This is a genomic window from Micromonospora sp. NPDC023888 (genome assembly GCF_040639415.1).
In the GTDB taxonomy this organism is placed as follows: Bacteria; Actinomycetota; Actinomycetes; order Mycobacteriales; family Micromonosporaceae; genus Micromonospora.
The window spans coordinates 71,108-88,521 of record NZ_JBEZZW010000009.1; the positions used below are offsets into that span (position 1 = coordinate 71,108).

The 17,414-nt window shown below is 71.2% G+C and carries 21 protein-coding genes; 10 read left to right on the plus strand and 11 right to left on the minus strand.

The features are described 5' to 3' along the window. Position 1: 1 nt before the first annotated feature. From AB0F61_RS10690 to AB0F61_RS10700, 3 genes are all read right to left on the minus strand, one after another. A complete protein-coding gene (locus tag AB0F61_RS10690; RefSeq protein ID WP_357807132.1) occupies positions 2 to 625 on the minus strand; it encodes an RNA methyltransferase in 624 nt (207 codons plus the stop codon). A gap of 51 nt (positions 626 to 676) precedes the next feature. Next, entirely contained in the window at positions 677 to 1,213 is a 537-nt protein-coding gene (locus AB0F61_RS10695) for a hypothetical protein (RefSeq protein WP_357806764.1), read from the minus strand. Positions 1,214 to 1,299: 86 nt separating this feature from the next. Further along, the gene (locus tag AB0F61_RS10700) at positions 1,300 to 1,815 is read right to left on the minus strand and encodes a MaoC family dehydratase (protein WP_357806767.1); all 516 of its coding nucleotides are present in this window, start codon (positions 1,813 to 1,815) and stop codon (positions 1,300 to 1,302) included. Positions 1,816 to 2,362: 547 nt separating this feature from the next. Here AB0F61_RS10700 and trxA point away from each other — a divergent pair. The 3 genes from trxA to AB0F61_RS10715 all read left to right on the plus strand — a co-directional run bounded on the left by trxA (position 2,363) and on the right by AB0F61_RS10715 (position 4,265). Beyond that, positions 2,363 to 2,725: a thioredoxin gene (gene trxA, locus AB0F61_RS10705; RefSeq protein WP_007455291.1), complete on the plus strand. Its 363-nt coding sequence runs from the start codon at positions 2,363 to 2,365 to the stop codon at positions 2,723 to 2,725. A gap of 146 nt (positions 2,726 to 2,871) precedes the next feature. Continuing rightward, a complete protein-coding gene (locus AB0F61_RS10710; RefSeq protein ID WP_357806771.1) occupies positions 2,872 to 3,312 on the plus strand; it encodes a hypothetical protein in 441 nt (146 codons plus the stop codon). Then, complete coding sequence (locus AB0F61_RS10715; protein ID WP_357806773.1) at positions 3,309 to 4,265, plus strand: MFS transporter permease; 957 nt, start codon at positions 3,309 to 3,311, stop codon at positions 4,263 to 4,265. Before AB0F61_RS10710 ends, AB0F61_RS10715 begins: the two co-directional genes overlap by 4 nt. On the opposite strand, the gene AB0F61_RS10720 is transcribed toward AB0F61_RS10715, so the two are convergent. Then, positions 4,229 to 4,648 carry a DUF393 domain-containing protein gene (locus AB0F61_RS10720; protein ID WP_357806776.1) on the minus strand — a complete coding sequence of 140 codons (420 nt, stop codon included), beginning with the start codon at positions 4,646 to 4,648 and terminating at the stop codon, positions 4,229 to 4,231. The genes AB0F61_RS10715 and AB0F61_RS10720 overlap by 37 nt on opposite strands. Positions 4,649 to 4,741: 93 nt before the next feature. On the opposite strand from AB0F61_RS10720, the gene AB0F61_RS10725 reads away from it, so the two are divergent. Beyond that, the gene (locus AB0F61_RS10725) at positions 4,742 to 6,808 is read left to right on the plus strand and encodes an intein-containing Rv2578c family radical SAM protein (protein WP_357806779.1); all 2,067 of its coding nucleotides are present in this window, start codon (positions 4,742 to 4,744) and stop codon (positions 6,806 to 6,808) included. Between the two features lie 25 nt (positions 6,809 to 6,833). Next, positions 6,834 to 7,241 (plus strand): CoA-binding protein, encoded by a 408-nt coding sequence (locus tag AB0F61_RS10730; RefSeq protein WP_357806782.1) that lies wholly within the window; start codon positions 6,834 to 6,836, stop codon positions 7,239 to 7,241. A 122-nt stretch (positions 7,242 to 7,363) separates the two neighbouring features. On the opposite strand, the gene AB0F61_RS10735 is transcribed toward AB0F61_RS10730, so the two are convergent. After that, positions 7,364 to 8,560, minus strand: coding sequence for an acyl-CoA dehydrogenase family protein (locus AB0F61_RS10735; protein ID WP_357806786.1), 1,197 nt, complete (start codon positions 8,558 to 8,560; stop codon positions 7,364 to 7,366). A 178-nt stretch (positions 8,561 to 8,738) separates the two neighbouring features. Between AB0F61_RS10735 and AB0F61_RS10740 the strand changes: the two genes are divergently transcribed. After that, the gene (locus AB0F61_RS10740; RefSeq protein WP_357806789.1) at positions 8,739 to 9,278 is read left to right on the plus strand and encodes a DUF4190 domain-containing protein; all 540 of its coding nucleotides are present in this window, start codon (positions 8,739 to 8,741) and stop codon (positions 9,276 to 9,278) included. Positions 9,279 to 9,290: 12 nt separating this feature from the next. Here the strand turns inward: AB0F61_RS10740 and AB0F61_RS10745 are convergent, their stop codons facing one another. Continuing rightward, the gene (locus AB0F61_RS10745) at positions 9,291 to 10,196 is read right to left on the minus strand and encodes an SDR family NAD(P)-dependent oxidoreductase (protein WP_357806791.1); all 906 of its coding nucleotides are present in this window, start codon (positions 10,194 to 10,196) and stop codon (positions 9,291 to 9,293) included. Between the two features lie 120 nt (positions 10,197 to 10,316). Between AB0F61_RS10745 and AB0F61_RS10750 the strand changes: the two genes are divergently transcribed. Further along, complete coding sequence (locus AB0F61_RS10750; protein WP_357806794.1) at positions 10,317 to 10,835, plus strand: DUF4190 domain-containing protein; 519 nt, start codon at positions 10,317 to 10,319, stop codon at positions 10,833 to 10,835. Between the two features lie 76 nt (positions 10,836 to 10,911). Here AB0F61_RS10750 and AB0F61_RS10755 read toward each other — a convergent pair whose 3' ends face one another. Further along, the gene (locus tag AB0F61_RS10755; RefSeq protein WP_357806798.1) at positions 10,912 to 11,868 is read right to left on the minus strand and encodes a CoA ester lyase; all 957 of its coding nucleotides are present in this window, start codon (positions 11,866 to 11,868) and stop codon (positions 10,912 to 10,914) included. A gap of 125 nt (positions 11,869 to 11,993) precedes the next feature. On the opposite strand from AB0F61_RS10755, the gene AB0F61_RS10760 reads away from it, so the two are divergent. Together AB0F61_RS10760 and AB0F61_RS10765 are read left to right on the plus strand one after the other, a co-directional pair. After that, positions 11,994 to 12,818 (plus strand): SDR family NAD(P)-dependent oxidoreductase, encoded by an 825-nt coding sequence (locus AB0F61_RS10760; RefSeq protein ID WP_357807135.1) that lies wholly within the window; start codon positions 11,994 to 11,996, stop codon positions 12,816 to 12,818. 10 nt (positions 12,819 to 12,828) lie between these two features. Beyond that, on the plus strand, positions 12,829 to 13,104 hold the full coding sequence (locus AB0F61_RS10765; protein ID WP_357806800.1) for a hypothetical protein: 276 nt from the start codon (positions 12,829 to 12,831) through the stop codon (positions 13,102 to 13,104). On the opposite strand, the gene AB0F61_RS10770 is transcribed toward AB0F61_RS10765, so the two are convergent. The 3 genes from AB0F61_RS10770 to AB0F61_RS10780 form a co-directional block, all read right to left on the minus strand. Then, positions 13,082 to 14,476, minus strand: coding sequence for a hypothetical protein (locus AB0F61_RS10770; protein WP_357806802.1), 1,395 nt, complete (start codon positions 14,474 to 14,476; stop codon positions 13,082 to 13,084). The two genes, AB0F61_RS10765 and AB0F61_RS10770, sit on opposite strands and share 23 nt — an antisense overlap. Next, positions 14,473 to 15,000 (minus strand): SigE family RNA polymerase sigma factor, encoded by a 528-nt coding sequence (locus AB0F61_RS10775; RefSeq protein WP_357806804.1) that lies wholly within the window; start codon positions 14,998 to 15,000, stop codon positions 14,473 to 14,475. The genes AB0F61_RS10770 and AB0F61_RS10775 overlap by 4 nt, the downstream gene beginning before the upstream one ends. An 82-nt stretch (positions 15,001 to 15,082) precedes the next feature. Further along, complete coding sequence (locus tag AB0F61_RS10780; protein WP_357806806.1) at positions 15,083 to 16,027, minus strand: DMT family transporter; 945 nt, start codon at positions 16,025 to 16,027, stop codon at positions 15,083 to 15,085. A 104-nt stretch (positions 16,028 to 16,131) separates the two neighbouring features. Between AB0F61_RS10780 and AB0F61_RS10785 the strand changes: the two genes are divergently transcribed. Beyond that, entirely contained in the window at positions 16,132 to 16,839 is a 708-nt protein-coding gene (locus tag AB0F61_RS10785; RefSeq protein WP_357806809.1) for an HAD family hydrolase, read from the plus strand. 39 nt (positions 16,840 to 16,878) lie between these two features. Here the strand turns inward: AB0F61_RS10785 and AB0F61_RS10790 are convergent, their stop codons facing one another. Further along, positions 16,879 to 17,409 carry a hypothetical protein gene (locus tag AB0F61_RS10790; RefSeq protein ID WP_357806812.1) on the minus strand — a complete coding sequence of 177 codons (531 nt, stop codon included), beginning with the start codon at positions 17,407 to 17,409 and terminating at the stop codon, positions 16,879 to 16,881. Positions 17,410 to 17,414: the final 5 nt, after the last annotated feature.

Genomic DNA, 17,414 nt, shown 5'->3' on the forward strand with positions numbered 1-17,414 from the left:
CTCAGTCCGGCGGCGCGCCGGCGTGGGCACGAATCCAAGCGTGCATCGCGATACCGCTCGCCACGCCCGCGTTGATCGACCTCGTCGAGCCGTACTGGGCAATGGAGTAGAGCTCGTCGCACGCGGCGCGGGCCGGCGCGGAGAGACCGGGCCCCTCCTGACCGAACAGCAGGACACACTCCCGGGGCAGGGTGCCGGTCTCCAGCGGGAGCGAGCCGGGCAGGTTGTCGATGCCGAACACCGGCAGTCGCCGATCGGCCGCCCAGGCGACGAACTCCTCGATCGTCTCGTGGTGCCGTACGTGCTGGTAGCGATCGGTCACCATGGCGCCGCGCCGGTTCCACCGGCGTCGCCCGACGATGTGCACCCCGGCGGCGTTGAACGCGTTGGCGTTGCGGACCACAGTGCCGATGTTGAAGTCGTGCTGCCAGTTCTCGATCGCGACGTGGAAGCCGTGCCGGTGCCGGTCCAGGTCGGCGACGATCGCCTCGTGCCGCCAGTAGCGGTAGCGGTCGACGACGTTGCGCCGGTCCCCCTCCGCCAGCAACTGCGGGTCGTAACGAGGGTCTTCCGGTGGGTCCCCCGGCCAGGGGCCCACACCCACCTCAGGCTGGTCGTCGGTCACGGTCATCAGAGGGTACGGACCGTGCCGGCGCCCGGCGCGACGGCCCGCCGGTCAGCCCAGCCCGAGCGCGGCGCCGAGTCGGTCCAGGAAGCGCCGGTCCGCCGGGGTGGCGGGTTGGTCCACCCGGCGTTCGCCGGGGCCGGGCACCGCGCGGCAGACCCGGGCCGCGACCGACTGCACCCACTGCCGGTACGCGGCCGAGTCCGCGGGGTCGGCGCGCCGCCTGAGGAAGCGGCTCGCCGCCCGACAGGCGGCCAGCAGGTCCACCAGGTCGGTGAGCCGTTCGGCGGGCGGCGAGGCGCCGTCGGGACGGGCGTAGATGGCGGTGACCACCGCACGGACCAGGTCGCTGTCGGAGGCTCGGCCCGCGGCCACGGCATCCAGGCCGGCCAGACCCGCCATGACCCCCCGTTCCGGGCGACCGGGGGCGGGAGCCGCGGTGGCCACCAGAACCCGACCGGGCAGGCTGACGAGCAGGTCCCATTCGGCGGCGGAGTAGACAGCGGTGGTCAGGGGTGCGGCTCGACGGCCGGCAGAGGGCGGCTCTCCGGCGACGGAGTGGCTCATCGGAACCTCCGGCGTCAGCATATGTCCCCCGCGACCCGGACAGCGTCCCTTCGCAACAGAACCCGTTGTCGGGAGGGGGTGGCCCGGGACCGCGGCCGCCGCGCCGCTCAGCGGGGCTCGGGGAAGCTGGGCCGCTCCGGATCCACTCCCTCGGGGACGGCGGTGGCCGCGTACTCCCGCTTGGGGACCATGACCTTGCGCCGGAAGACGCAGACCATCGTGCCGTCCTGGTTGTAGCCGCGGGTCTGGACCGACACCACGCCCCGGTCGGGCTTGGAGCCGGACTCACGCTTGTCCAGCACCGTGGTCTCGCCGTAGATGGTGTCGCCGTGGAAGGTCGGCGCGACGTGCCGCAGCGACTCGACCTCGAGGTTGGCGATCGCCTTCCCGCTCACGTCCGGCACGGACATGCCGAGCAGCAGGGAGTAGATGTAGTTGCCGACCACGACGTTGCGCTTGAACTGGCTGGCTGTCGCGGCGTAGTGCGCGTCCATGTGCAGCGGGTGGTGGTTCATGGTGAGCAGGCAGAAGAGGTGGTCGTCGTACTCGGTCACGGTCTTGCCCGGCCAGTGCCGGTAGACCGCGCCGACCTCGAACTCCTCGTAGTAGCGGCCGAACTGCATCCTGGTCCCCTTCGACGGGCGGCGATGGAGTTCGGGACAGCATGCCTTACCGCTGGTTAAGGAAACCGACCGGGAGCGACCCCGGCGGAAATGTCACACCGGTCACTCACACGGGGGGAGACGCAATGAGCGGCGGGGCCCTCCCCGGCACCCGCCGCCCACGCTCTGATGCGGAGAATTCTGCCCTACGACAGCGTAGGTCCGACAGAGACCGAGGTCACATTTATCTTTTTGTAACACTACTCTCCGTGACGAAGCGAGGGTTGATCGGCGATCTCCGCAGGCCGGATACCTCCTTGTCAGGCACCAAGTTACCGATTCGTAGCGCTCGATCGGGTGGATCTCCCTGGAAACGCTCCCATTACCGCAGGTCACGCAAGTGCGTCATGCATTTGCGTTCCGCAGATCGAGATGAACAGACGTGGGTCGATGACCCTCGACACCCTCCGGCAGGCCGAGCACGTTTCATGCCCGAGCGCCCGGGAATTCGATACGGTCAGCCCTGGTTCTACGGGACGCAGACAAACCGCGGTGATCGGAGAGTGCAATGGCAACCGTTGAGCTGACCTCGACGAACTTCGACGAGGTGACCGGCAACGACGGCATCGTCCTTGTCGACTTCTGGGCCGACTGGTGTGGTCCGTGCAAGCGGTTCGCCCCGGTCTACGAGCGCTCCTCGGAGAAGCACCAGAACATCGTCTTCGGCAAGGTCGACACCGAGGCTCAGCAGGAGCTGGGCGCCAAGTTCGACATCCGGTCGATCCCGACGATCATGGCGATCCGCGACGGCGTGATCGTCTTCGCCCAGCCGGGCGCTCTTCCGGAGTCCGCCCTGGAAAACCTGATCGAGCAGGTCGAGGCTCTGGACATGGACGACGTCCGGAAGCAGCTCGCCGAGCACAACCACTGAGTCGTCTCCACGACGGCATCCGAAGGCCGGGCCCGACGCGGGCCCGGCCTTCGTCGTGTCCCCTCCGTGATCACCTGCCTGGGCAGGCCCAACTGACCATCGGAGGGACCCGAGGCGGCCGGTACATCCCGTATCGTCACGAGCTGATGGAGACCCTGACCACCCGCGGGCGCGTGACCCGGCTGGGCGCGACCGCACTCGTTCTCGCCCTGCTGCTGGTCGGCACCTTCTGGGGCAGCGACGACGACTTCCCGTTCGGCCCGTTCCGGATGTACGCCACCTCCAACCCGCCGAACGCACCCGCCCCGGACACCCGGGTCGAGGGGGTTAACAGCGCCGGCGCCGTGGTCGACCTCGACCAGGACGCCACAGGCATCCGCCGGGCCGAGATCGAGGGGCAGCAGGACCGGTACGCCGCCGACCCGGCGCTGCTCGCCGAGGTCGCCGACGCGTACGCCGAACGCCACCCGGATGCCGCCGCGCTCGTCGAGATCCGCATCGTCATCCGCTGGCACGGCATCCGTGCCGGCCGGCCGACCGGGCAGCACACCGACGAGACAGTGGTCCGCTGGCAGGCCCCCCGATGAGCCGCTGGCTGACCGAGGCCGTGCCGCGTGGTCGCATCGCCGCGTTCCGGACCGTGATCTACCTCTTCGTCGCCGCCGACCTGGTGATCTTCACCCCCTGGGTACGCACCCGGGTCAGCGTGCCCGGCGACCTGTACCAGCCGCTGCTCGTCGGCCGCCTCCTCCCACTGCCGACGCCCACCCCGGCACTGGTGGCGGTCATCTTCTGGTTACTGCTGCTGCTCACGCTGCTCGCCGCGACCGGGCGTGCGCCCCGGCTGCTCGGCTGGGCGGTCTGCGCGCTGTACCTGGAGTGGATGATCATCGCGATGAGCTACGGGAAGGTCGACCACGACCGGTTCGGGCTGCTCGTCGCACTTGCCGTCCTGCCCACCGCCGGTCGAGCCCGACACGGCGACACCACGCGCACCGAGGCCGGCGGGTGGGCGCTGCGCGTCACCCAACTCGCGGTGATCTGCACGTACTTCCTGGCCGCCTGGGCCAAGCTGCGCTTCGGCGGCCTGGACTGGCTGACCGGCTCGGTGCTCGCCCGCGCGATCATCCGGCGCGGCACCGACCTCGCGGACCTCATCGCCCAGGTGCCGTACCTGCTGATCGTCGCCCAGTTCGGCATCGTCGCCTTCGAACTGTTCAGCCCGCTCGTCTTCCTGCTGCCGGCCCGCTGGCGGCTGGCCATGGTCGGTTTCTTCTACTCGTTCCACGTGGTCACCATCGCGACCATCACCATCTCGTTCGCGCCACACCTGGCGGCGATGACCAGCTTCCTGCCGCTGGAGCGGGTCCGCCCGGTGGTCTGGGCCCGCCGGCTCGCCGGCCGGAACATCCCCGGATCGACCTCGGCGGACGTCGACACCGGATCGCCGCCGCCCGATCAGGAACGGGTCGGCGCCGGCGCGGACCGGACCCAGCTCGGCGATCAGGCCCCCGTGGTCGGGCGTCCGGCCGGGCCGTAGAGCCGTTCGCGGGCCTCCTGGGGCAGCGAACAGGCCGCCGTGCCGCCCGGCAGGCGGTGCCGGTTGCGCGCCACCCACCGGTACACCGGCCAGGCCGCCGCGCGGACCGGCGGGAACCGCAGGCCCGCCCCGGCCATCCGCCAGACCGGGCCACTGTCGGCGAGCAGCTTCGCGATGGCGTCCGGGCCGGCGGCACGTGCGCCGTCCGCCCCGACCCACTGCACGGCTTCCTCGCACTCGGCCACGGTGAGGCCGAGCGCGTCCAGGTCGGAGAACTGCCAGGGCACCACCCGCGCGCCCGTGGGGATCCGGCGAGCGATGAACTCGGCGCACTGCGTGCAGAACGCGCAGTCCCCGTCGTAGACGAAGGTCGACGTCTCCATGCCGTCCATCCTCCCCTCTCCGGCCACCCGAACGACCACCGGTGTACGGCGGGTCACTTGCACTCCACTCGTACGCGTGTTCGAATAGTGCCCATGCGCTGGGACAACCTCACCGCTCCCCCGGTTGAGGGAGACCCCGAGCGGGCAGCGCCAGCGACGCCACCCCTGCCGCTGGCGCTGCCCGGCGCCATCGCCCGCACCTTCGACACTCCCGAGTTCGCCGGGATGACCTTCTACGAGGTGCAGGCCAAGTCCATCCTCAACCGCGTGCCAGGGCAGTCCCGCGTCCCGTTCGAGTGGACGATCAACCCGTACCGTGGCTGTTCTCATGCGTGTGTGTACTGCCTGGGCGCCGACACCCCGATCCTGATGGCGGACGGTCGCACGAAGCCGATCAGCGAACTGGAGCCGGGCGACCGCATCTACGGGACCGAGCGACGGGGCGCCTACCGCCGATACGTGACCACCACCGTCCTCGACAAGTGGTCCACGGTGAAGCCGGCCTACCGGGTCACACTGGAGGACGGCACGACACTCATCGCCAGCGGGGACCACCGGTTCCTCTCTGAACGTGGCTGGAAGTACGTCACCGGCGCCATGCATGGCAACGCCCGACGCCCCTACCTGACCATCAACAACCGCCTGATCGGCACCGGTCGTTTTGCCTCCGGGCCCAAGGAGTCACCCGACTATCGCCGGGGATACCTGTGCGGCATGGTCCGTGGAGATGCGCACCTGGGCACGTTCTCGTACTCGTACGGGACTGTGCACCGGTTCCGGCTGGCGTTGGCCGATGGCGAGGCATTGAGCCGCAGTGAGCGGTACCTCGCCCTCGAAGAGATCAAGACACAGCGTTTCGATTTCACCCCGGCCAGTCCCACGCGACGTGCAGTGGCCGCAATCCGAACCTCTAAACAGCGGGACATCCTGGCGATCACCGAACTCGTTCGTTGGCCGGTCGAGCCCAGTGACGACTGGCGGCTTGGCTTCCTGGCCGGCATCTTCGACGCGGAGGGCAGTTGCAGCAGAGGCATTCTGCGCATCAGCAACAGCGACGACGCCATCCTCGACCAGACGACGGCAGCATTGCGCCATTTCGGTTTCGCCTGCGTGCGAGAAGACCGCGGCCTACCCAACCGTGTGCGGGAGATCAGGTTGACCGGGGGCCTCGCCGCCCGGCTCCGGTTCTTTCACCTGACCGACCCTGCCATCACCCGGAAGCGGTCGATCGAGGGTGGCGCACTGAAGCATCAGGGCGCCCTCAAGGTTGTCGGCATCGAGGCACTCGGGCTGGAGTTGCCGCTCTGGGACATCACGACTGGCACCGGGGACTTCATCGCCAACGGAGTGGTCAGCCACAACTGCTTCGCCCGAAACACGCACACTTACCTCGATCTCGATGCCGGTGCGGACTTCGACCGGAAGGTGATCGTCAAGGTCAACGCCGGTGAGCTGGTTCGGCGCGAGTTGGCCGCGCCGAAGTGGCCGGGCGCGCACGTGGCGATGGGCACCAACGTCGACTGCTACCAGCGGGCCGAGGGGCGCTACCGGCTGATGCCGCAGATCATCGCGGCCCTGCGGGACTTCGCCAACCCGTTCTCGATCCTCACCAAGGGCACGCTGATCCTGCGTGACCTGCCGCTGCTGCGTCAGGCCGCCGAGGTCACCACGGTGGGCATCTCCTTCTCGGTGGGTTTCGTCGACGAGCAGCTCTGGCGTTCCGTCGAGCCGGGCACGCCGCACCCACGCCGGCGGCTGGACGCGGTCCGGGCCCTCACCGACGCCGGCTTCTCCGTCGGGGTGCTGATGGCCCCGATCCTGCCGGGCCTCAGCGACAGCGACGAGTCGATCGACGCCACCGTGTCGGCGATCGCCGCAGCCGGCGCGACCAGCGTGACCGCCCTGCCCCTGCACCTGCGTTCCGGCGCCCGGGAGTGGTACGCGCACTGGCTCGCCCGGGAGCACCCGCACCTCGTGCCCCGCTACCGCGAGCTCTACCGCGCCGGTGCCTACGCCCCGCAGGCGTACCAGCGGGAGCTGACTGCACGGGTGCGGATCGCGTCCCGCCGGCACGGGCTGCACCGCGGCGAGCGGGGCGACGACCGCAGCCTGCCCGAGCCACCCGCACCGCCGACCTCCGAACAGCTCACCCTGCTCTAGCCCGGGGCAGAGCTACAGTCGGCGGGTGCGTACCGCTTCGCAGATCCTCGCCGACTCCGCCGTGATCGCCGTCGTGGGTGCGTCCCGCGACCCGTCGAAGGCCGCCCACGGCGTGCCGTTGCAGATGCAGCAGTACGGCTGGCGCATCATCCCGGTCAACCCGACTGTCGACGAACTGTTCGGGGAACGGGCGTACAAGTCGCTTGCCGACATCCCGCACCCGGTCGACCTGGTGGACGTGTTCCGGCCGGCCGCCGACGCCGTGCAGGTGGTCCGGGACGCGGCGGCGATCGGCGCCCCGGCGGTCTGGCTGCAACTGGGCATCGTCTCGGCCGAGGCGCGGCGGATCGCCGAGGAGGCAGGCATGGACTACGTCGAGGACCGCTGTCTCATCGTCGAACGCGCCGCCGCCGGCCTCACCCGCCTCGCCTGACCCCTGCTGCGTCGGCGCGGACGGCCTCGGTCACGAGCCTGATGCCTCTGAGTCATCGTGATGCCTCACAGTCATCACGCTCCTGACCGACGACGCGGGCAGACCGACCGGGCGACGGCGGATCAGAGCTTGTACTCCTTGAGCAGGCCGCGGGAGATGATTGTCTTCTGGATCTCCGAGGTGCCCTCGCCGATGAGCAGGAACGGGGCCTCCCGCATCAGCCGCTCGATCTCGTACTCCTTGGAGTAGCCGTAGCCGCCGTGGATGCGGAACGCCTCCTGGACGACCTCGGCGCAGTATTCGGAGGCGAGCAGCTTGGCCATCCCGGCCTCGACGTCGTTGCGCTGGCCGGCGTCCTTGAGGCGGGCGGCGTTGACCATGAGGGCGTGCGCGGCCTCGATCTTCGTACCCATCTCGGCGAGCTTGAAGGCGATCGCCTGGTGCTTGGCGAGCGGCTGACCGAACGTCTTGCGCTGCTGGGCGTAGCTGACCGCCAGCTCGAAGGCGCGGATGGAGATGCCGCAGGCGCGGGCGGCCACGTTGACGCGGCCCACCTCGATGCCGTCCATCATCTGGTAGAAGCCGCGGCCCACCTGGTCCGGGCCGCCGAGGATGGCGGAGTCGGGCACGGTCACGCCGTCGAGCACCATCTCGGTGGTCTCGACGCCCTTGTAACCCATCTTTTCGATCTTGCCGGGGATGGTGAGGCCGGGGGCGGTCTCGCCGAAGCCCGGCTCCTTCTCCAGCAGGAAGGTGCTCATGTTGCCGTACACCGACTCGGCGCCGGTGTCGGTCTTCACCAGGGTGGCCACGACCGAGGAGTACGCCCCGTTCGTCAGCCACATCTTCTGCCCGTTGAGCACGTAGTTGTCGCCGTCGCGGACGGCCCGGGACGTGATCGCCGAGACGTCGGAGCCGGTTTCCGGCTCGGACATGGAGAACGCGCCGCGCACCTCGCCGGTCGCCATCCTCGGCAGCAGGCGGGCCTTCTGTTCGGCGGAGCCGTGCTGGGAGATCAGGTACGCCACGATGAAGTGGGTGTTGACGATGCCGGAGATCGACATCCAGCCCCGGGACAGTTGCTCCACCACCAGCGCGTAGGTGAGCAGTGATTCGCCCAGGCCGCCGAACTCCTCGTCGATGGTGAGGCCGAACAGCCCCATCTCGCGCATGCCGTCGAGGATGTCGGTGGGGTACTCGTCGGCGTGCTCCAGCCGCTGCGCGTGCGGAATGATCTCCTTGTCGGCGAAGTCCCGAACGGTCTCCAGGATCGACTGTTGCACATCGGTCAGGCCGGGCGTCTGGGCGAGTCGAGCCATCTCAGCCTCCGGGGATCCGCGCACTACTCGTGGGTAACTGAACGCTCGGTCAGTATCGGCCTCCCGTGCCGACCAGGCCAAGGTGACCAGTCCACACAACCGCTGTGAAAAGGTTCACCGCTGCGGGTAGCGTCCGGCAAGAGGGACTTTTCCGGCACCGGCAGGAGGAGGACAGCGCGTGAGCCACCCGCCGCCGTCGGGACCACCAGCAGACGAGCAACCGCCGTCACCCTACGAGCCACCCCGGGACCAGTCGCCGTACGCGCCGCCGCCGCCCGGCCAGCCGCCGTACGCGCCACAGCCCGAGCAGCAAGCGTTCGAGCTACCCGCGGAACGCTCACCGTACGGGCCGCCCGCGGACGAACCATCGCCGTACGGGCAGCAGGGACCGCACCAGTCGGGGCACTGGAGTCAGCAGCCGCCGTACCCCCCGCAGGGCCCCTACGCCCAGTACGGCCCGCCGCCGTCCGGGCCGGGTCGGCCCACGAACGTGCTGGCGATCCTGTCGCTCGTCTTCGCCTTCGTGTTTCCGCCGGCCGGCGCCGTGCTCGGCCACCTGGCGAAGCGGCAGATCCGCACCAGCGGCGAGGAAGGCGACCAACTCGCCACCTGGGGGCTGATCCTCGGGTACGTCTTCACCGGGCTCACCGTGCTGGCCTGCTGCGGCTGGCTGGCACTCGTGGCCTTCGGCAACACCGGCGACAGCGGCGGCTACTGACCCGCGCGCCGATCAGCGGAACCGGGCCTCACGGACGCTGTTGCCGCCGTCCACGACGAGCATCTGACCGGTGATGTACGAGGCGGCCGGCGAACAGAGGAAGCTGATCGCGGCGGCGACCTCGTCCGGAGTGCCAGGTCGACCGACAGGCGTGCCCAGCCCCTGCTTGATCTCGGCCACCGTGGACGCCGCGGTGTGAATGGTGCCGGGCGCGACCGCGTTGACAGTCACCCCGTCCGCGATCATCTCCATGGCCAGCGCCCGGGTCAGCCCGACCACCCCGGCCTTTGCCGCGGCGTACGCGGCCTCGGTGGGCAGGGCGTTGACCGGGCCGGCGGTGGCCGCCAGGTTGACGATCCGGCCCCAGCCCCGCTCGGCCATCCCACCGATGAACGCCCGACTGCACAGGAACGCGGTGGACAGGTTGCGGTCGATCTCACCGCGCCACTCGTCGTAGGTGAGCTGCGCGACCGGCCGCAGCACCCCCTGGCTGGCCCGACTGGCGAGGCCGGCGTTGTTGACAAGCACCTCGACGTCGCCCAACTGCTCGGCGACCGCGTCGGCGAGCGCGCCGACCTCGGACTCGTCGGTCAGGTCCGCGACGAAGCCGGTCACCCCCAGCTCACCGGCCCGCTCGTGGATACGCCGGGTGGTGGAGACGATGGCAACTCGCGCGCCCAGGTCGGCGAGCCGCCGGGCGGTGGCGTACCCGATGCCGTCCGGGCTGCCCGCCCCGGTCACCAGGGCGACCCGCCCGTCGAGGCGCATGGTCACCGGGTCGGCGAGCGGGACCGGCTCATCCGGGCCGGGGCTGCCCGCCGGTGTGGCCGCGCGGGCACGCCGGGCCCCACCCGGGCGGCTGACGTCCCGTCTGGGTCGGCTGCCGGAACGGTCCGCGGCGCGCGCGTCGAATGCCATGCCAGGATCCTGCCCGTTGGGACCGGTCCGAGCAACGCGGCACCCGGTAGTGGGGGCGTCGGGTTTGGGCCGTGCTGGCTACCCTGACAGCCGCACCCCGACCTGACGGAGAGAGCTGGCATGACCAATCCCCCGCCGCCCGGCAACTGGTCCGATCCCACGTGGTCGGCCCAGCCGTCGAGCCCCGCACCGGACCCGACCCTCGTGGCCGGCCATCCGGTGCCCGCCCAGCCCGGCCCCACCGACCCGTACGCGCCGGTCGACCCGTACGCCGGGGGGCAACCGCCGGTGGGCCAGCCGATGCCCGGTTACGCCCCGCCCGGCTACCCGCCGCCCGGTTACCCGCCGCAGTACCCCGGCTACGGCTACCCGCCGGCGCAGAAGACCAACGGGATGGCGATCGCGGCGCTGGTGCTCGCGCTTGTCGGCTTCGCGTCCTGCATCACCGCGCCGGTCGGCGCGATCCTCGGGCACGTGGCGCAGAAACAGATCCGGCTCACCGGCGAGGGCGGTGCGGGGATGGCGAAGGCCGCCATCATCATCGGCTGGATCCTCACCGGGCTGCTCGGGCTGCTGCTCGTCGGCTACGTCGTCGCGATCATCATCGCGATCGCGACGAGCAACAACAGTAGCTACTGACCGGCGGGCGGGGTCGGCGTACCGCCGATCGTCGGGCCGGATCGACAGCCGGTGGCGGTCGTCCCGGCCCGACCGGTCAGCCGGCCGGTGGGGTGAACGACGAGGTACGGCTCATCCCGGCGGCCCGGCCCTTGGCAGCGATCACGAGCGCCATCTTGCGGGACGCCTCGTCGATCATCTCGTCGCCGAGCATCACCGCGCCCAGCCTGCCGCCTGCCTCGGAGGTGTAGTGCTCGTACGCGTCGAGGATCAGCTCGGCGTGGTCGTAGTCCTCCTGCGCCGGCTGATAGACCTCGTTGGCGGCGTCGATCTGCCCCGGGTGCAGCACCCACTTGCCGTCGAAGCCCAGCGCCGCCGAGCGCTTGGCGACCGCACGGAACCCGTCGACGTCCCGGATCTGCAGGAAGGGGCCGTCGATGGCCTGCTTGTCGTGCATGCGGGCGGCCATCAGGATCCGCATCAGGATGTAGTGGTACGGGTCGCCCGGATAGTCCGGGATCAGGCCGCCGACCACCATCGACCTCATGTTGATCGACGCCATGAAGTCGGCCGGGCCGAAGATGATGGTCTCCACGCGCGGCGAGGCGGCGGCGATCGCGTCCACGTTGACCAGACCGGCGGCGTTCTCGATCTGCGCCTCGATGCCGATCCGGCCGACCTCCAGGCCGAGCGTCTTCTCGATCTGGGTGAGCAGCAGGTCCAGCCAGTGCACCTGCTCGGCGGTCTGCACCTTCGGCAGCATGACGCAGTCCAGGTTCGCGCCGGCGCCCTCGACGACCTCGATGACGTCCCGGTAGGTCCACGGGGTGGTCAGGTCGTTGACCCGCACGACCCGGGTCTTGCCGGCCCAGTCGCCCTCGTTGAGAGCGGCCACGATGTTCTTGCGCGCGTCCGGCTTGGCCAGTGGGGCGACGGCGTCCTCCAGGTCGAGGAACACCTGGTCGGCCGGCAGCCCCTGCGCCTTGCCGAGCATCTTGACACTGGAACCCGGCACGGCGAGGCACGACCGGCGGGGACGACCGACTGCGGCCATGGATGTGCTCCTTCCAGCGTCCGGCGGGCATGCCGACGCCACCTGACTCCGAGGGAAACTTAACGATCCCAAAGGGCGTTGTGACGCCACGGTAACCTCGCGCCATGACCGGGGTGAATGGACCTGTGGAAGATCTCACTGGGCGTCGACTGGTGGTGGTGACCGGGGCCAGCTCCGGCATCGGCCTGGCCGCCGCCGTGCACCTGGCCTGCCGGGGTGACCGGGTGGTGCTGGTCGGACGGGACCCGGCCCGCCTCCAGGCCGCGGCCGTTCGGATACGGGAGACCTCCGGCGAGCATCCGGAGCTGTTCCGCGCCGACTTCGCGATCCTCGACGACGTACGCCGACTGGCCGAGCAGCTCCGGGCCGCGTACGACCGGATCGACGTGCTCGCCAACAACGCCGGCGCGATCGCGTTGCAACCCCTGCGCACCGTCGACGGCTTCGAGATGTCGATCCAGGCCAACCACCTGGCCCCGTTCCTGCTGACCAACCTGCTCGCCGACCGGCTGGGCCGGATCGTGGTGACCGCCTCCGGCGCACACCGCTTCGGCGCGCTCGACCCGGACGACCTGAACGCCCCGCTGCGCGGCTACCGCCCGTTGGGCGCGTACGGCACCAGCAAGCAGGCGAACATCCTGTTCACCGCCGAGGCGGCACGGCGCTGGCCGGACACTCCCGCGTACAGCTTCCACCCCGGGGTGGTGCGCACCCGGTTCGGCAACGACAGCCGCCTTGTCGCGCTCGGCATGCGGTTCCTGCCGTTCCGCAGCCCGCAGAAGGCCGCCGAAACCCTGGTGTGGCTGACCAACCAGGACCGTTCCCGACTGGTCGACGGCGGCTACTACGTCGACCGTCGACTCCACCGGCCATATCGGAAGGCCGCCGATCCGCAGCTCGCCGCCCGGCTCTGGGCAGCCAGCGCCAAGGCCGTCGGTCTCGACACCTAGCCTGGCCGTCATGCTGACACTTGTCGCGCTCGTCGAGTATCCGGCCGGGGCCGAGGCCGCCGGGCAGCGTTACGAGGACACCGTGCTGACGCTGCTCGACCGGCACGGTGGCCGGCTGGAACGACGGCTGCGCGGCACCGACGGGCGGACCGAGGTCCACGTGATCATCTTCGACGACCGGGCCGGCTACGAGTCGTTCCTCGCCGACCCGGAGCGGGCCGCGTTGCGTGCGGCTCTCGGCGACGCCGCGCCGACCACCCGGGTCATCGAGGTCCACGAGGTCTAGGTCCGGGCCCTCGCAGGCCGCGCCAGCGGCGCAGCAGCGACAGCACGGGCCGGGCGACGAGAACCGCCAGGACGAACCCCACCACGAGCGCCCAGAACGGCGGCGGCCCGTAGTGGGCGCGGCCGGACTCGCGTACCGCCCCGCTGATCGCGAGGTCGGCGGCGACCGACAGGTCGGTGATGCCCTCCGGCGTTCGGAAGAGCACTTCCGGCGCGGTCGCCCCCCGACGTAGCGCCACCAGTTCCACCGCCTCCGTGCCGACCTCGTGATACGGCCCCCAGGCGATGTCGTGGTTCTCCGGGAGGTCCACCGCCGCCGGACCCGGCACACCGACCAACGCGACCGCTTCGTCCGCCGAGCGCCAGCCGAGCAGTTGCACGAACGAGCGGGAGCGCAACGGCGGGAACGCCGCGCCGGCCAACGGGGCGCCGTCGACGGTGGACCGTAGGGCCAGTGTCCAGGTTCTCCGGTAGGACGGAACCGGGCAGTCGGTACAGGTGGACCGGCCGAGGACAGCCACCGAACGGCCGTCCGGCAGCCACGACCCGGCCCCGGCGAGCCGCCCGCCCGCCAGCGGCAGCTTCCGGTATGGCTCGGCGACCCGATCCGCGCCCGCGTCGCCCACCCGGGTCAGCCAGACCTCGTCGCGGATCTGGAGGGCGAGATCGCCGCCGTCCGACGACAGCGCGGCCGTGCGCCCCGGCGGGATCCAGGTGGTGCCGACCCGCACCCGCAGCACGTCCGTTCCGCGATCCCGGTCGTAGACCCCCACGTACGGGGTGGAGTAGGTGTTCGGGGACGTGAACGTGGTGTCGTCGTCGGCGTAGACCAGGCGTTTCCCGTTCGGCGCGAAGGCGAGCGGGTAGCCGTCCGGGCGATTCGGGGTGGTCTTCCCGGACGTCAGGTCGAGTAGGGAATCGCCCACCCAGACGTACCGGCCGTCCGGGGAGAGCGACGCCTCGAAACCCGCAACGGCCGGGTCGCCGTCCAGCACGCGGTAGCGGTCGTCGTCGGCGGCCACCACACCCATCCGGGTCTCGAACCAGTTGGTGCGCACGGCGGGACCACCGAAGAGCATCGCCGCCACGCCAGGTGCCGAGTAGCCGACCGAGGCCGTCCGCAGCGGCGGGTCGACGAGCCTGGTGGGCAGGCCCGGGGTCTCGTGACGCGGGCCGGCGGGCAGCGGGAGGGCCACCGGGTGCAGCGCGTACCCGGTGCCGAGGAGGAGGACCAGGACGGCGAGCGCACCGGCGACGACGGCCCGGCGACGACGGTGCCGGGTCCGCGCCGCGTCGAAGAGCCCGTCCGGTACGCGCGCGGGTGGCACATCGGCCGCGAGGCGGCGCAGCGCCTCGGAGAGTCGGACGGTCATCGCAAGGTCACCTCCTGCGGGCTCTGGCCGACGAGTTCGGCCAACTCGGGGGCGAGCACCCGCAGCCGACCCAGGGCGTGCCGGGTCTGACTCTTGACGGTGCCGACCCGACAGCCGAGCAGTGCGGCCGTCTCGGTCTCCGTGCGGTCCTCGTAGTAGCGCAACACGAGAACCGCACGCTGCCGCACAGTCAGCCGGGCCAGCGCTGTCCACAACACCAGCCGGACGTCGGCGTCGTCAGCCGGGTCAGGTCGTTCCGGCACCACCCCGTCCAGCCGCTCCGGTGGGCGGGCCCGCCGCCAGCGCCACCAACTGGCCGCCTGCGTGCAGAGCACCCGGCGCAGGTAGGCGTGCGGGTCCGCGACCCGCTCCCAGCGCACCGCGACCCGAGCCAGCGCCACCTGGACCAGGTCCTCGGCATGATGCCGGTCACCGGTCAACAGGTACGCAAGCCGGGTCAGCCCGGCGGTCTCGGCCCGGACGAAGTCGGCGAAGCCGTCCCGGGTGCGGTCCTCAGTCGTCAACGGATCGCCCTCCTCACCGAGATAGACGCCGGACAGGCCCGCCGGGGAGGGAACCGGTGCCCAGATTCCTCGCGCCGTGCGATCAGTCGTCGAGCGGGGTCGGGTCGGTGGGCAGCGCGGCGGGCGCGGTCCGACGGCCACCGAGCACCACCACGGCCACACCGACCAGCAGCAGCGCCATCCCGACCAGCGCGTACGGGCGGGGAAGCTGACCCAGCCAGGCCCAGCCGAGCAGGGCCGCGCCGGGGGCTTCCAGCAGGATCAGCACGCTCACCGTGGTCGCCGAGACCTTCCGCAGGGCGTAGTTGAACATCGAGTGCCCGAGCAACTGGGCGCCGGCCACCAGGGCCAGGATGGCCAGCCACGTTCGCCCGTCGAACCCGGTCAGCCGCACGCCGCCGACCAGACACACGAGCAGCAGGATCAGCGCGCAGATCCCGTAACAGATGGTGGTGTAGGTGGTGGTGCTGATGCTGGCGCGGGCCCGCTCCCCGAAGGCGGTGTAGACGGCCGCGAAAGCGCCACCGGTAAGCGCCAGCACGTCACCGAGGACCGCCGCACCGGAGACACCCACGTCCGTTCCGGTGGCGATCGCCGCGCCGCCGACCGCCACCGCGATGCCGATCCACACCACCCGCGGCAACCGGCGTCCCTGGGCGCGGGCGATCAGCCCCTGCCATACCGGCTGCGTGGCGACCAGGGCGGTGGACGTGGCGACCGAGGTGAGCTGGGCGCTGGGCACCCAGGTGGCGAAGTGCCCGGCGAGGGCGACCCCGGACAGGACGCAGAACAGGCCCTCCCGCCGCCCCGCCCCCACTGTCAGCCTGCGGAACTCGGCGCGGCGCCGGGCCAGCGAGAAGGGGCTCAGCACGGCCACCGCGAGCAGGTTGCGCCAGAACGCGATGGCCAGCGCGGGGGCGGCCGCGTATGCGATAAGCGGCGCGGACGACGACACGGCGACCACGGCCAGGCCGACGGCGCCGGTGGTCAACAGGTCCGGAGACGGACGGTGCGGAGCTGGGGACACGGGACGTAATCCTCACACGTATGACGGTCAACACGGACGGTCAGCACTCCGTTACGATCACGCGGGTCCCGCCGGCGACCCCCGACCGCCCGGAGGCGTTTCCCATGCCCAGCTACCAGGCGGTGCTGTTCGACTTCTTCGGCACCCTGACCCGTTCGGTGCAGCGTGGTGTCGCGCACGTCGGCACCGCCGAGCTGCTCGGCTGCCACACCGACACCCTGACCGAGGTGCTGGACCGCACCTACTACCAGCGGGCCACCGGCCAGCTCGGCAACGCCGAGGCGACCCTGCGGTGGGTGTGCGCCCAGGCCGGCGTACACCCGAGCGACCACGCGGTGCGGGCGGCCGTGGCGTCCCGGCACCGGGCGGTCCGCGCGGACACCTGGTTGCGGGCCGAGGCCGTGCCCGTCCTGGCGGCCCTGCGCCAGCGCGGCCTGCGGACCGGCGTGATCAGCGACTGTACGCACGAGTTGCCGGCCTTCCTGCCCCAACTCGCGGTCGCCCCGCTGCTCGACGTGCGGGTCTTCTCGGTGCAGGTCGGGCGATGCAAGCCGGATCCGGTGCTCTACCTGACCGCCTGCCAGCGGCTCGGGCTCACGCCGGCCGACTGCCTCTACGTCGGTGACGGCGGCAGCCAGGAACTGACCGGCGCCGAGCGGGCCGGGATGACCGCCGTCCGACTCGCCGCGCCGGACCTGGCCACGCACATGGTGTTCAACGCCGACCGGGACTGGCGGGGCCCCACGCTCGGCGCACTGGGTGAGGTGCTCACAGTCGTCGACAGCTACGTCGAGGTGGTCCGGGCCGGCTGACCCGAGCAGCGCCCGCGACCCTGTCGCGGGTGGCCGCCGTCAGCGGCGACGGACCCGGTGCAGCCGGAACGGTTTGCGGGTGGCCCGGACCGCCGGGGTGGCCCGGGGTGGCTCGGTCTGCGCGTCGGCGGGCAGGTCCGCGCCGGACAGCGGCGTACCGGCCGGGGTGAGTCGGTTCACCGCGCAGCCGTCGGACGCCCAGCGGGCCACCAGGTCGGCCGTCGGACCGGGTGCGTTGAGGCGCTTCGCCGCCACCAGCGGCGCGGCGGTGTCCCACGCCTCGGTGCCCGGCCGCACCCGGCTCACCCGTGCCGGCCAGGTGACGATCCGACCACCGTGATCACCGCGCAGGGTGACCTGCGCCTCGGTCGCGTCGGCCAGACCCGGCGCGGCCTGCTCGCCCGGCCCGGAGACCACCAGCAGCGCGCCCTCCAGCGGGGCGCACCAGAGGGCGAGCGCCGGCCCGCCGGACACGCTGACCCAGGCCACGGCGGCCTTCTTCATCGCCTCGTCGACAAGCGGTGTGCCCCTCGGGGCGTCCTCGTCCGTCACACCCGCATCCTCCCCCATCGGCG

Coding starts and splice junctions, on each gene's coding strand:
- AB0F61_RS10720 (WP_357806776.1), bottom strand. CDS start 4,648: ATGGAGACGTCGACCTTCGTCTACGACGGGGACTGCGCGTTCTGCACG.
- AB0F61_RS10725 (WP_357806779.1), top strand. CDS start 4,742: ATGCGCTGGGACAACCTCACCGCTCCCCCGGTTGAGGGAGACCCCGAG.
- AB0F61_RS10750 (WP_357806794.1), top strand. CDS start 10,317: ATGACCAATCCCCCGCCGCCCGGCAACTGGTCCGATCCCACGTGGTCG.
- AB0F61_RS10735 (WP_357806786.1), bottom strand. CDS start 8,560: ATGGCTCGACTCGCCCAGACGCCCGGCCTGACCGATGTGCAACAGTCG.
- AB0F61_RS10770 (WP_357806802.1), bottom strand. CDS start 14,476: ATGACCGTCCGACTCTCCGAGGCGCTGCGCCGCCTCGCGGCCGATGTG.
- trxA (WP_007455291.1), top strand. CDS start 2,363: ATGGCAACCGTTGAGCTGACCTCGACGAACTTCGACGAGGTGACCGGC.
- AB0F61_RS10700 (WP_357806767.1), bottom strand. CDS start 1,815: ATGCAGTTCGGCCGCTACTACGAGGAGTTCGAGGTCGGCGCGGTCTAC.
- AB0F61_RS10765 (WP_357806800.1), top strand. CDS start 12,829: ATGCTGACACTTGTCGCGCTCGTCGAGTATCCGGCCGGGGCCGAGGCC.
- AB0F61_RS10745 (WP_357806791.1), bottom strand. CDS start 10,196: ATGGCATTCGACGCGCGCGCCGCGGACCGTTCCGGCAGCCGACCCAGA.
- AB0F61_RS10755 (WP_357806798.1), bottom strand. CDS start 11,868: ATGGCCGCAGTCGGTCGTCCCCGCCGGTCGTGCCTCGCCGTGCCGGGT.
- AB0F61_RS10710 (WP_357806771.1), top strand. CDS start 2,872: ATGGAGACCCTGACCACCCGCGGGCGCGTGACCCGGCTGGGCGCGACC.
- AB0F61_RS10715 (WP_357806773.1), top strand. CDS start 3,309: ATGAGCCGCTGGCTGACCGAGGCCGTGCCGCGTGGTCGCATCGCCGCG.
- AB0F61_RS10695 (WP_357806764.1), bottom strand. CDS start 1,213: ATGCTGACGCCGGAGGTTCCGATGAGCCACTCCGTCGCCGGAGAGCCG.
- AB0F61_RS10785 (WP_357806809.1), top strand. CDS start 16,132: ATGCCCAGCTACCAGGCGGTGCTGTTCGACTTCTTCGGCACCCTGACC.
- AB0F61_RS10790 (WP_357806812.1), bottom strand. CDS start 17,409: ATGGGGGAGGATGCGGGTGTGACGGACGAGGACGCCCCGAGGGGCACA.